This is a genomic window from Kribbella monticola (assembly GCF_003261635.1).
Classification (GTDB): Bacteria; Actinomycetota; Actinomycetes; order Propionibacteriales; family Kribbellaceae; genus Kribbella; species Kribbella monticola.
This window is the reverse complement of sequence record NZ_QFXK01000039.1, coordinates 551,429-563,057: the sequence shown is the minus strand read 5'-3', so window position 1 is coordinate 563,057 and position 11,629 is coordinate 551,429. Positions and strand designations below refer to the sequence as shown.

Below are 11,629 nucleotides of genomic sequence, written 5' to 3'. Positions count from 1 at the left end.
GGCGAAAGGGAAAAACCTCACCCCCCGAGTCAACCAGCCGAAACTAACTTACGGCAACCGCCAATCCCGACTGACGGCCAGCTGGTGACGGACGCTCGCAGCGATGATCGCTGCCAGTGTGCAGCCCGCGGTGTTCAGCAGGATGTCGGTGAGATCGCCGGCGGTACCGAGCGGAGTGAACGTCTGCAGCGCCTCGATCATCGAAGAGATCACGGCTGCACCTACGAACGCGACCAGGACGACTCGGCGCCGGTTCGCATGGCGCGCGATCCAGGGCAGGACGAATCCGGCCGGCATGAACAGCAGCACGTTCATGACGATCTCGGTGTCGGCGGCTGCGGTCTGGGTGGCGAATGGAACCCAGTTGAAGAAGAAGGTTCCCGACTCGTCCCGAGGTCTGCCGCCGAGGGTGACCGCCAACAGGCCGACACCCCACAGGACGCCGAAGGTCGTTGCCAGCCGAGCTGCTCGGGTGAAGTCGCGCGACCGGGTCAGTCTGGTCAACCGCACCGCCACCCAGGCAAGGAACGCGAACGCCACCACGGCCGCGGGAATGACGCGGTTGTCCGGGATCACGGACAACTGACTACCACGACGGCCGGCGCGTTCACGGCTGGACGATATCCGGACGGATTTTCCGCTTCATGTGGAATCGAAATCAGATGTGCGCGTGTTCAGTGGGGGTCTGTTGCGGGGGTCAACGTTCTTCGCGTGCTCGGCTAGCTGACGGGGGTCGGGTCGTCGACGAGTTCTGGGTGTTGGATTGTCAGAACCTGGCGAGCGTTTGCGAGGAGGTGTCGACGAGGCGTAGCCAGTGGGCGATCGAGGGGGTTCGGGGGGTGGGACGACGAAACCCCAGGTCGGGAGGTTGGTCCTGACCTGGGGTTTGGTGGAGCGGGTGACGAGAATCGAACTCGCACTGTCAGCTTGGGAAGCTGATGTTCTGCCATTGAACTACACCCGCCGGGCTGGCTGTGAACCAGCAGACCGCAGGATCATACCTGAGGCCGTGGGCGGTTTGCACGGGGGGTTCTGGGGGAGTTTTCCACAAAGGGCGCGCCCAGGACTGGGCAGGCCGGTCAACATCTGGCAGATTAGAACGCGTTGCCGGGGGCAACATTCGACGCAACGTGAGGATGCGGTCCCTGCCGGGACCGGACAAGATGGTTGCGGGGCAACTGAAAAGAAGGGGTGAACAGGTGGCAACTGAAACCAACGATGCGCTGGAGAACCTGGAGAAGGAGCTCGTCACGTTGGCGCGCCGGCTGCGTGGTCTGCAGCGGACGCTGTCCGACGAGGCACATCCGGACCTGGAGCCGGCGCAGTACGCATTGCTCAACCACGTCGAGGACCTGGCGCCGGTGCGGATGGCGGATCTGGTGGCGGCACTCGAGGTGGACAAGGGACCGGTCAGCCGGGCCTGCGCACGGCTGGAGGAGGAAGGCCTGCTGAAGCGAGCCGCGGACAAGTCCGACGCCCGGGCGACCCTGCTGACGCTGACCGCCAACGGCAAGCGCAAGCTGGCGGCCGCGCGGAAGAAGCGGCACAAGGTGATCGAGGACCTGCTCAAGGACTGGTCGCCGGCCCAGGTGAAGACGTTCGCCAGCCAGGTGTCGAAGTTCAACAAGCTGGCCGGCTGATCCGTTGCCGAAGGCCCGTAGCTGGGGCGATCCGGGGAGCTGAGGGCTCCGGAGGGCCATCTTCGGGCCTGTGGCGGCTGCGACCGGTCGATCGCCTGACCGGTCCGCCGAGACAGTCGCGTCACGCCGGTGCGGCCGTTCAACTGGGCGCGGAAATCTGTCCCGTCGTTGTGCAGGCCCATCCCGGGCCGGGCGGGGCAGGCGCAAACGACGGCGTGCTGCGGTAGGTTGCGTTTGTGCTGCTCTCCGACCGCGACATCCTGGCCGAGATCGACGCGAAGCGGGTCCAGCTGGACCCGTTCGATGCTGCGATGGTGCAGCCGTCGAGCGTCGACGTACGGCTGGACCGCTTCTTCCGGGTGTTCGAGAACCATCGCTACCCGCACATCGACCCGGCCGAGGAGCAGCCCGACCTGACCCGGATGGTCGAGCCGGAGGGTGAGGAACCGTTCATCCTGCACCCCGGCGAGTTCGTGCTCGGCTCGACGTACGAGCTGGTGACGCTGCCCGACGACGTGGCGGCGCGGCTCGAGGGCAAGTCCTCGCTCGGCCGGCTCGGCCTGCTCACCCACTCCACCGCGGGTTTCATCGACCCCGGTTTCTCCGGGCACGTGACGCTGGAGCTGTCCAACGTGGCGACGCTGCCGATCAAGCTCTGGCCCGGGATGAAGATCGGCCAGCTGTGTTTCTTCCGGCTGTCCTCACCCGCCGAGCACCCCTACGGCTCCGCGAAGTACGGCTCGCGGTACCAGGGTCAGCGCGGCCCGACGCCGTCGCGCTCGTACCAGAACTTCCACCGCACCGACATCTGACCCGGTACGCCGAAGGGCCCGGTACGCCGAAGGGCCCGGTACGCCGAAGGGCCCGGCACGGATATCCGCACCGGGCCCCTCTCAGGCAGCACCGATCAGCCGATGGCCTTCTGAACCACCAGGATCTTCTCGGTTTTGAGATCCGCGTTGTTGCCCGGCTCCTGCAGGTAGACGCTGCCGTACTTCGAGACCATCAGCGGCGACTGCTGGTTGCCGGACAGCATCGAGGTGTCACCCCAGCCACCCGCGTTCCCGTAGCCGGACGAGTCCTGCGGTGTCGTCCCCTCCGTCGGAGTCGCGCTGGAGGTGCCAGTGGGAGTAGCGCTCGGAACGACGACGTCCTGGCCGGTCTTCGCGTCCAGGATCGCGGGCTGGCTGTCGGCCTGCCCGTAGACCAGTCCGTTGTAGATCGTGGTGATCTTCGGTACCACCCGGTTGGACGTCGAGTCGTAGCCCCAGACCAGCTTCCCGGTGGCATCGTCGAGTCCCGAGATGGCGGTCTTCTGATCACCCAGCGAGCGGTTGCAGACGACGGCAGCCACATGGTCGGAGAAGCAGGTCGCGTCGTTGGAATCTCCCGACGGCGGCAGCTTGTTCTCGACCACTTCGCCGGTCGCGATGTCGACGGCATAGATCGCGTTCGCGTGGTCGGCATTGTCGCCGGCGCCGGCGAGGAAGCCGCTGCCGGCGAAGTAGCCGTGCTTGCCGCCCGAACCGGTCGGGGTCAGGTAGTTCATCGCCGGCACCGGCACCGTCTTCTTGACGGCTCCGGTGACACCGTCGGCCTGGACGATCGCGTTGTCCTTGGCGCCTTCCGGCTGGCTGCCCTTGGCGCCGACGACGACACCGTTCAGTACGCCGGCCGCGCGGATCCCCGGGATCGTCGTGGCCTTCTTGGTCACCGGGTCGGCGAACACAGCGAAGTCGCGGACCTTCGATGGCGCGGCCTCGTTGTAAGTGGCCTGGAGACTGACCACGATCTGGCCGGTCGCCGGGTCGAAGGCCGGCGTGCCGAGGCCGGAACTGGTGTTGCCCGGCCCGAGCAGGGTGCTCAGATCGGCTACGGCCGTGGCCAGGAGGTCGCCTTCGGCCGGATCGATCCACTGGAAGCTCACTTGGTCGTGCGCCTTCTGCGTTCCGCTGCCTTCGACGACCTGCTTGTAGGCGACCGCGACGACCTCCTTGCCGTTCAGCTGGACGGCCATCGGCGCGGTGAGGCCGGTGGTCTTCGTGGTCGAGTCCTTGGCGGACGGAACCTCCCAGCTGTTCGCGTCGAGGGTGTTGCCCGCCAGACCGGTGCGCAGTCCGTACAGCGCGGTCTTCCCGACCATGCCGGCCTCGGTGTAGTACAGGTTGGGCATTCCGGCCACACCGCCCTTGGCCAGGGCCGAGACCGGTGCGAACGCCTTGGGCTGGTCGAACGTCGCCAGCTCTGGGCCGGACGGGGTCGACGCGCTCGGCGTCCCGTTGTCGGTCGACGTGTCGCCGGCCTTGTCGTCGCCGCCACTACAGGCACTCAGCAGCGCGATCGCGACGGCCGCGGTGAGAACGGGACGGAGTACGCGCAGGTCTGCCATCAGCCGACCGCCTTCAGGATCTGCAGGGTGCCGCTGAAGTCGTCGCTCAGCTCCGGCTCGGCTAGATAGACGCCACCGTATTCGGAGACGCTCTGCGGCGACTGGAGTTGGTTGGCCGGTTGGGCAGCAACGGGGGCGCCGGAGCTACCCCCGGACGGCGAGCTGCTGTCGGTCGGTGTCGGGTCCTCGCTCGGAGTCTCGCCAGGTGTGCCGGTCGGCCCGGCGGTGTCCGCGCCGGTCGGGACGGTCGGCGTCGGAGTGGGGATGTCCTGGCCGGTCAGCGCGTTCAGCAGGACCGGCTTTGTCTCGGCGCTGGCGTAGAGGACGCCGTGGAACGCCGCGGTCACCTGCGGCACCACCCGGCCTGCGCTCGCCTCGGTGAAGCCCCAGGTCTTCTTCCCGGTCGTGTCGTCGAAACCGACGATCTCCGCCTCGGCTGCCTCGGGCTGATCGGCTGTGCAGACAACCGTCTTCTGGCCGTCGGCGAAGCAGCTGTAGTTCTGCAGGTACTGCGTCTTCTTCACGGCTGTCTTGGTTTGGACGACGGCACCGCTGGCCGGGTCGACAGCGTAGAAGTAGCCGACGTAGTCACCGGCGAATCCGATGCTCTTGTCGTACTTCTGGCCGTACAGGTAGACGTATTTGCTGCCGTTGGCGCCGGTCGGGGTCAGCCCTTCCAGCCCGGGCAGCAGACCCGACTTGGTGATGCGACCGGTGGCGGCATCGACGAGAGCGACCGTGCGCCGCGTGTTCTCCTTGCCCTGTGTGCCGACCAGGACGCCCTTGCTGAGCCCGGCCGGCCGCATGAACGGCAGGCCGACGGCCTTCTTGGTAGCCGGATCGGCGATCACGGTGACGATGCCGGACTTGGCGCCGATCATGCTGGCCGGCGAGACCCCGACCGCCACCTGCCCGGTGGCCGGATCGAAGGTCAGGTTGGTGAAGCCGCCGGGCAGGCCGCTGTTCACCTCGGCGTCGCCGAGCAGTGCCGTCACGTCGAAGGTTGCCTCAGACAACGGCTTGCCGTCGGCCGGGTCGAGCCAGCGGAACAGCACCGAGACTCCTGGCTTCGCCGTGCCGGCGCCCTTGACCCGCTGGTAGTAGGCGACCGCGACGGCCGGCTTCCCGTTGAGTTGTACGGCGACCGGGACCGACGCGTCGTTGATCACCACGCTGCCGTCGGTGGTCTCGGTGGCCAGCGTCTGCCAGGGCTTGGCCGGCCCGGCGAGGTTCTGGCCATCGACACCGCGGAGGCTGTTCGCCACGGCGGTCGAGCCGACCATGGCGACCTCGGGCTTGAACGAGCTGTGCCCCGTCACCTCGGGCAGGGAGTATGCGTAGGTGGCTTCGAAGGACTTCGGCGGGTCGTACGGCGTCAGGGCCGGCGCACTCGGCGTACCGGGGGTCTGGCTCGCGCCGTCCTTCGAGCTGTCGGTGGATTTGTCGTCACCCCCACTGCAACCGGCCAGCAGAACGACTGCGGCGGTGGCGGCGGCCAGTGAACGCAACACCATCGGATCTCTCTCTTCCCCAAGAGTCTTGAACCACAGGACGGCCCAAAACCTAGCAGCGTCAGCGGGTCGGAGCGGTGAGCAGACCCAGGCGTTGCAGCAAGCTGCAAAGTGCCTGATAAGACATCGATCTCACCGCACCACGGACAGGCCGGTACGACGGTGGCGGGGCTGCGGTTCGAGCCGGTCGGCCAGCCGGCGCAGTACTCCGGCGAGCTCGTGTCGCGGACCGGCGGATTCGCCCTCGGCCCGCACCGCGTCGCGCCGTTCGTTGCGTAGGGCCCGTAGTTCGGCGGTCCTGATCTGCTCGGCGACCCGGTGGCGGGCGACCTCTTGGTGTTCGGTGATCATGGTGGTTTCTCCTTCACAGGGTGTTTGCTGGGTGGGTGGTGGTTCAGACCCGGACGACGGTGATGTCGCCGGAGACGGTGCGGGCCCGCAGGACCAGCGAGCGCTCGCCCTCGGCCGGCCGCTCGCCGGCTTCCAGATCGCACCGGATCTCGCCGGTGACCGTCTTCAGATCCAGATAGGTCGGTACGCCGTCCGGTACGCCGATGTGTACGTCGCCGCGGGCCGTCTCGGCCCGGACGCTCGGCCCGTCGGCGAGCTCGACCGTGACGTCACCGGAGCCGGAGGTGGCGACCGAGTGGTCGCGGATCCGCTCGATGGTGATGTCACCGGAGCCGACCTTGACGGTGGTCGGACCCGCGGCGTCGCCGATCCGGATGTCGCCCGAGCCGGTGCTGAGGCCGAGGGAGTCGGCGGCCTCGCCGATGTCGATCGCGCCGGAGCCGGTCTTGGCGCGGACCGGGCCACCGGCGTACCGGACCCGGAGCTCGCCGCTGCCGGTGTTCGCGCCGAGGCTGCCCTCGACCCGGTCGAGCTGGATCTCGCCGGATCCGGTCGACAGCCGCGACTCGCCCAGCGTGGTGCTGGCGATGATGTCGCCCGAGCCGGTCTTGATTCGGGTGATCAACTGCTCCGGGGTCTGGATCCGGACCCGGATCTCCGGGCCGCGCCGGACGTTGCGGGGCGCCTCGACGACCACTTCGCTGTTGACGACCTCGAACCAGACGCTCTCCTCGTCGCCTTCGTCGGCATCCACCGACACCAGGGTCTTGTCGCCGTCGACCGGGAGGATCTCGACCAGGCCGGCGCCGATGTCGATCCGGACGCTGTCGATCTCGCCCGGCTCGGCGACCACCTGCGAATGAAAGCCGCTCACTGTGCCCACCCCGTCATCTGCTGTCCCGGTCCGCGTCCACCGCGGCGTCCGTGGTTGTCCCGGCGGCCTTCGCGCCGCCGGTCGCGGTCACCGCGCTTGTCCCGCTCGCCGAAGACGCCGTCGGGTCCGAACGGGCCGTCAGGTCCGAACACACCGTCCGGGCCGAAGACTCCGTCGGGTCCCAGCGGTCCGTCCGGTCCGAGCGGGCCGTCGGGGCCGAAGAATCCGCCTCGCGGTGCGCGCGGCGGGCGGGGCGGCCGGGGGCCACCACGACGGCCACGGTCACCGGTCAGCGCGGTCATCACGGTGCGCATCAGCCACGCGTTCGAGGAGATGCCCTCGGTCGCGGCGGCTTCGTCCACCTTGTTCTTCACCGAGACCGGCAGCCGCAGCGTGATCCGCGCGGTCGGCTCGTCGGCGTCCGGGGCGATCTCCTCGGCGACGGCCTCACGGTCGGCGGCCTCGTCGTCCAGGTCGTCGTCGGAGCTGGTCAGCTGGCTCGGAGCCGGCGTGACCACGAACTCGGGGCGGCCACCGGCCATCCGGAGCTCGACCGAACCGGGCGACAGCTCACGGCTGATCTCACCGGCGGCATCGGACAGGGCTGAGATGAGGGCCAGGCGGCCCGCGTCATCCAGCGTGGCACCGAGGCGCTGGGCCACGGAGCGGGTTTGGTCGTCGGCCAGGGCGGTGGCGTTCTCCACGCTACGGCGGACCGACTCGAGGTAGTGGTCAAGTTCCATGACGCAATACTGACGTCACAATGACGTCACTGTCAACCCCTCGTGATGTCACGACGCCGCCATCATGCCGTCAGGGTGGGCTCCGGGTGCGGCAGAATGAGGGTTCACCGAGGCGAGGAGTGCGTTGTGAGTGTGTCCAGAGGAGTGCTCGTCACCGGGGCGTCGCGAGGCGTCGGGGCGGCCACGGCGAAGGCATTCGCGGCAGCCGGGGACCGGGTCGTGCTGCACTGCCGCAGTGCCGCCGACGAGGCCCGCGCAGTACTGGCTCAGTTGCCTGGCGACGGTCATTCCGTCGTCACCGGAGACGTCGGTGATCCGGCCGGAATCCCTGCCCTGGTTGAAGAATCGGCCGCATCGCTCGGCCGCATCGACGTGCTCGTGAACAACGCCGCCCTGTACGTCGAGGAGCTCGTCGCCGGGTCCCGCCGGATCGGGCATCCGCTCGCGGACACGTCGTACGACGAGTGGGTCGCGGCCTGGCGCAGAACGCTCGCGGTGAACCTCGAAGGGGCGGCGCACCTCACCTGGTGCGTCGCGCGGCAGATGCTCGACGTGGCGCCGGCCGATGGCGTCAAAACGGGTGCCATCGTGAATGTCGGGTCTCGCGGCGCCTATCGCGGCGAGCCGGACGTACCGGCGTACGGAGCGGCCAAGGCGGGACTGCACGCCCTGGGGCAGTCGCTGGCCGTGTCGCTGGCGCCACATGACATCACCGTGACGTCAATCGCGCCCGGATTCATCGCGACCGACATGACCGAACAGCTGTTGGAGGGACCGGGTGGCGACGCGATCCGGGCTCAGAGCCCGCACGGCCGGGTCGCGACCGCCGAGGAGGTCGCCGACGCCATCGTCTGGCTCGCCTCCCCAGCCGCCACCTGGTCCACCGGCGCCGTCCTCGACTTCAACGGCGCCTCCTACCTGCGCTGAGGTCAGCGCTTGACGATCTTTGACGCAGGAGGTGCGGTGATGGTGACCGGGTGGTTGTACTCGCTCATCTTCATCACCATGCTGACGCCCTGCAGGTTGAACGTCATCTTGTGCACGAGGTGATCCGGGCCCATCCAGACCGTGTACGGCAGCGTCTTCGGAGCGCCGGCGGGCAGCTTCTTGCCCTGGAGCTTGAGGGCCGCGGCGGTGTTGACGCTCACCTGGTAGCGGTCGAGCTTCACACCGTCGACGGTCTCCGACCGGACGAACTTCACCGTCTGCAGGCCCTTCCCGAATGCTTCGAACGTCTTCGTCGGGTCGCTACCGTTCAGCAGCTCGCTGAAGTTCTCCGCTCCGGGCGTGTGCTTGAGGTCGACCTTCAGGAACTTCCCGGCCGGGGTTGCCCCGGGCATCGACATGTAGAGCATCCCGCCGACCACAACCATCTTCGCGGTCTTGCCCTGGAACGCGAGGCCACTCATCTCCAGCGAGGCGGCCAGCGGCTTGGCCTGCTGGTAGCCGCTCATCGTCATCACCGTGCGGCCTTCGGCGGTCATCGTGGCGACCGTCCGCCAGGTCTTCTGCTTGCCGAACGCCGCGCTCATCGCCGGCACGAAGGTGACCCTGTTCAGGTGGGCGACCGGTGCGGCCTTCAGGGGTGCGGCGGTCGCGGGCGCGGTTGGCGCCGAGCTGGTGACCGGTGTGGGCAGCGTGCCGGTGGCTTCCTTCTTGTCGGCGCCACCGCAGGCAGCCAGGCCGAGTGCCAACGGCACGGCGATGGCGGCAGCTGCCACCCGAGTACGAAACCTCACGACAAAACCCCTCCTAGTGGACCCACCCCGAGCCGCTGGATCTTACGGCCCGGACGGGTCCAAGAGGAAGACTTTTTGCAGCAAGCTGCAGCTACTGACCTCGTTTGACAGAGGTGAGCAGGAGTTGGGCGACGTCCTGGACCTCGACGGACTCGCGGGCCGAGCCGTCGGCCTGCTTGGCGGTCAGGCCGTCGGACAGCATCACCCGGCAGAACGGGCAGCCGGTGGCGATCTTGTCCGCGCCGGTCGCGACGGCCTCGTCGGTCCGGTTCAGGTTGATCCGGCTGCCGGTCTTCTCCTCCATCCACATCCGGGCGCCACCCGCGCCGCAGCAGAAGGACTTCGTCTGGTTCCGCGGCATCTCGGCGAACTCCGCGCCCGGGATGATGTCGAGCAGCTCGCGCGGCGCGTCGTACACCTGGTTGTGGCGACCGAGGTAGCACGGGTCGTGGTACGTGATCTTCTGGCCGTTGAGCGCGCTGTCGGTCGGCGCGACCGGGGTCAGCTTGCCCTCGCGGACCAGCCGGTTCAGTAGCTGGGTGTGGTGGATGACGTCCAGCTCGACACCGAGCTGGGAGTACTCGTTCTTCAAGGTGTTGAAGCAGTGCGCGCAGGTGGAGACGACCTTCTTCGCGCCGGTCTCCTTGAACACCTCTGCGTTCTGCATCGCCAGCTGCTGGAAGACGAACTCGTTCCCGGCCCGCCGCGCAGGATCACCGGTGCAGGTCTCACCATCGCCCAGTACTGCGAACGAGACACCCGCGATGTTCAGCAACTCCGCGACGGCCTGAGTCGTCTTCTTGGCGCGATCCTCGAAGGCACCCGCGCAGCCGACCCAGAACAGGTACTCCACCTCGGCCAGCGTCTCGACATCCGTGCCGACCTGCTTGACCTCGAACGGCAGGTCCTTGGCCCAGTCCATCCGCCCCGACGGGTTCATGTTCCACGGGTTGCCCTTGTTCTCCAGGCCCTTGAACAGCCCGTTGAGCTCGGACGGGAACGACGACTCGATCAGCACCTGGTAGCGGCGCATGTCCATGATCGCGTCCACGTGCTCGATGTCGACCGGACACTGCTGCACGCACGCGCCACACGACGTACAGGCCCACAACGCCTCTTCGTCGATCACGGCGACATCGGGCGAGCCGACCAGCGGGCGCTCGACCTCGGCCTTCACCAGATCGGGCAGCGACTGGCGCTCTTCGTCCGAGGAGGCCAGCAGGTACGGCGCTTTGGCGTACGCGTGCTCGCGCAGGTTCATCATCACGAGCTTCGGCGACAGCGGCTTCTCGGTGTTCCAGGCCGGGCACTGCGACTGGCAGCGGCCGCACTCGGTACAGGTGGTGAAGTCGAGCAGGCCCTTCCAGGTGAAGTCCTCGATCTTGCCGACGCCGAGCGCCGCGTCCTCGTCGAGTTCCTCGATGTTCTCGAAGTCGATCGGGGCGCCGTCGACCATGATCGGCTGCAGCGCGCCCAGCGCCGTACCGCCGTCGGCCTTGCGCTTGAACCAGATGTTCGGCCAGGCGGTGAACCGGTGCCAGGCCACGCCCATCGTGGCGTTCAGCGAGATCGTGATCATCCAGGCGAACGAGATCAGGATCTTGATCATCGCGACCAGGTAGATCGCGTTCTCCAGACCGTGCTCCGACAGCTCGCCGAACAGCGACGTGCCGATGAAGAACGTGGTCGGGAAATGGAACTTCGACGCCTCGCCGAGCTGGTACTCCAGCCCGCGCAGCAACAGGATGCAGATCAGTACGCCGAGGATCGTGTACTCCACGTAGTACGCCTGCCACGCCCGCGAGCCGAAGAACCGGCTGTACCGGCCCTTCTCCCCACGAGGCAGGTTGCGCAGCCGGATCGCGATCAGGCCGATGATCGAGACCAGACCGGTCCAGGTGAGGAACTCGCTGACCCACTCGAAGACGAACCAGTGGCCGATCACCGGCAGCACCCAGTGCGCGGAGAACAGCTGCCCGAACGCCGTCACCAGGCTGAGGAACAGCCCGATGAAGCCGAACGCCACGAACCAGTGCAGTACGCCGATGTGGCTCCACTGCAGCATCCGGGTGTGCAGCAGCGACTCCTTGGCGAGGGTGGCCGTGCGCTGCCCCGGGTTGTCGGTCCGGCGGGCCGGCTGACCGAGCTTGATCACGGACACCATGTGCCCGATCGTCTTGCCGAACAGCGCGATGCCGACGGCGGCGACCGCGAGCGAGACGACGATGGCGAGGATCTGCATACCAGCGATGTTATTGGTTGGTTACCGGTCAGTCATGTCGGTGAGGGCCTCATCACGCCAGCGTGTCCCGTCTCACTCTGCGCCGAACCCGCCGAAGGACTGCCGGGCCGCCCGGAAGGCCGCGGACAAGCCGAAGGGCC

Annotated in this window: 11 protein-coding genes and 1 tRNA gene; 3 read left to right on the top strand and 9 right to left on the bottom strand. The window is 67.7% G+C overall.

What is annotated here, in order from left to right; genetic code table 11:
- Window positions 1-48: 48 nt before the first annotated feature.
- Together DIZ26_RS34105 and DIZ26_RS34100 are read right to left on the bottom strand one after the other, a co-directional pair.
- Window positions 49-576: a VanZ family protein gene (locus tag DIZ26_RS34105; RefSeq protein WP_157979895.1), complete on the bottom strand. Its 528-nt coding sequence runs from the start codon at window positions 574-576 to the stop codon at window positions 49-51.
- A 314-nt stretch (window positions 577-890) separates the two neighbouring features.
- Window positions 891-964, bottom strand: a tRNA-Gly gene (locus tag DIZ26_RS34100).
- Window positions 965-1,199: 235 nt separating this feature from the next.
- Here DIZ26_RS34100 and DIZ26_RS34095 point away from each other — a divergent pair.
- Together DIZ26_RS34095 and dcd are read left to right on the top strand one after the other, a co-directional pair.
- Window positions 1,200-1,640, top strand: coding sequence for a MarR family winged helix-turn-helix transcriptional regulator (locus DIZ26_RS34095; protein ID WP_232828794.1), 441 nt, complete (start codon window positions 1,200-1,202; stop codon window positions 1,638-1,640).
- A gap of 236 nt (window positions 1,641-1,876) precedes the next feature.
- The gene (dcd, locus tag DIZ26_RS34090; RefSeq protein ID WP_112248653.1) at window positions 1,877-2,452 is read left to right on the top strand and encodes a dCTP deaminase; all 576 of its coding nucleotides are present in this window, start codon (window positions 1,877-1,879) and stop codon (window positions 2,450-2,452) included.
- Window positions 2,453-2,547: 95 nt separating this feature from the next.
- Here the strand turns inward: dcd and DIZ26_RS34085 are convergent, their stop codons facing one another.
- From DIZ26_RS34085 to DIZ26_RS38045, 5 genes are all read right to left on the bottom strand, one after another.
- Complete coding sequence (locus tag DIZ26_RS34085) at window positions 2,548-4,029, bottom strand: PQQ-binding-like beta-propeller repeat protein (protein WP_112248652.1); 1,482 nt, start codon at window positions 4,027-4,029, stop codon at window positions 2,548-2,550.
- Entirely contained in the window at window positions 4,029-5,543 is a 1,515-nt protein-coding gene (locus DIZ26_RS34080) for a hypothetical protein (protein ID WP_112248651.1), read from the bottom strand. The genes DIZ26_RS34085 and DIZ26_RS34080 overlap by 1 nt, the downstream gene beginning before the upstream one ends.
- A gap of 129 nt (window positions 5,544-5,672) precedes the next feature.
- Window positions 5,673-5,891 carry a hypothetical protein gene (locus tag DIZ26_RS34075; protein ID WP_112248650.1) on the bottom strand — a complete coding sequence of 73 codons (219 nt, stop codon included), beginning with the start codon at window positions 5,889-5,891 and terminating at the stop codon, window positions 5,673-5,675.
- A gap of 43 nt (window positions 5,892-5,934) precedes the next feature.
- Entirely contained in the window at window positions 5,935-6,765 is an 831-nt protein-coding gene (locus DIZ26_RS34070; RefSeq protein WP_112248764.1) for a DUF4097 family beta strand repeat-containing protein, read from the bottom strand.
- Window positions 6,762-7,508 carry a collagen-like protein gene (locus DIZ26_RS38045; RefSeq protein ID WP_198676408.1) on the bottom strand — a complete coding sequence of 249 codons (747 nt, stop codon included), beginning with the start codon at window positions 7,506-7,508 and terminating at the stop codon, window positions 6,762-6,764. The genes DIZ26_RS34070 and DIZ26_RS38045 overlap by 4 nt, the downstream gene beginning before the upstream one ends.
- Before the next feature lie 126 nt (window positions 7,509-7,634).
- Here DIZ26_RS38045 and DIZ26_RS34060 point away from each other — a divergent pair, with 126 nt between their 5' ends.
- On the top strand, window positions 7,635-8,435 hold the full coding sequence (locus DIZ26_RS34060) for an SDR family NAD(P)-dependent oxidoreductase (protein WP_232828793.1): 801 nt from the start codon (window positions 7,635-7,637) through the stop codon (window positions 8,433-8,435).
- A 2-nt stretch (window positions 8,436-8,437) separates the two neighbouring features.
- On the opposite strand, the gene DIZ26_RS34055 is transcribed toward DIZ26_RS34060, so the two are convergent.
- Both DIZ26_RS34055 and DIZ26_RS34050 read right to left on the bottom strand, forming a co-directional pair.
- On the bottom strand, window positions 8,438-9,247 hold the full coding sequence (locus tag DIZ26_RS34055; protein ID WP_157979894.1) for an LppX_LprAFG lipoprotein: 810 nt from the start codon (window positions 9,245-9,247) through the stop codon (window positions 8,438-8,440).
- 91 nt (window positions 9,248-9,338) lie between these two features.
- Window positions 9,339-11,489 (bottom strand): (Fe-S)-binding protein, encoded by a 2,151-nt coding sequence (locus tag DIZ26_RS34050; RefSeq protein ID WP_112248646.1) that lies wholly within the window; start codon window positions 11,487-11,489, stop codon window positions 9,339-9,341.
- Window positions 11,490-11,629 lie beyond the last annotated feature (140 nt).

Bases quoted from the DNA above. Each gene is read 5' to 3' on its own strand.
- DIZ26_RS34085 (WP_112248652.1), bottom strand. From the start codon at position 4,029: ATGGCAGACCTGCGCGTACTCCGTCCCGTTCTCACCGCGGCCGTCGCG.
- DIZ26_RS34080 (WP_112248651.1), bottom strand. From the start codon at position 5,543: ATGGTGTTGCGTTCACTGGCCGCCGCCACCGCCGCAGTCGTTCTGCTG.
- DIZ26_RS34075 (WP_112248650.1), bottom strand. From the start codon at position 5,891: ATGATCACCGAACACCAAGAGGTCGCCCGCCACCGGGTCGCCGAGCAG.
- DIZ26_RS38045 (WP_198676408.1), bottom strand. From the start codon at position 7,508: ATGGAACTTGACCACTACCTCGAGTCGGTCCGCCGTAGCGTGGAGAAC.
- DIZ26_RS34050 (WP_112248646.1), bottom strand. From the start codon at position 11,489: ATGCAGATCCTCGCCATCGTCGTCTCGCTCGCGGTCGCCGCCGTCGGC.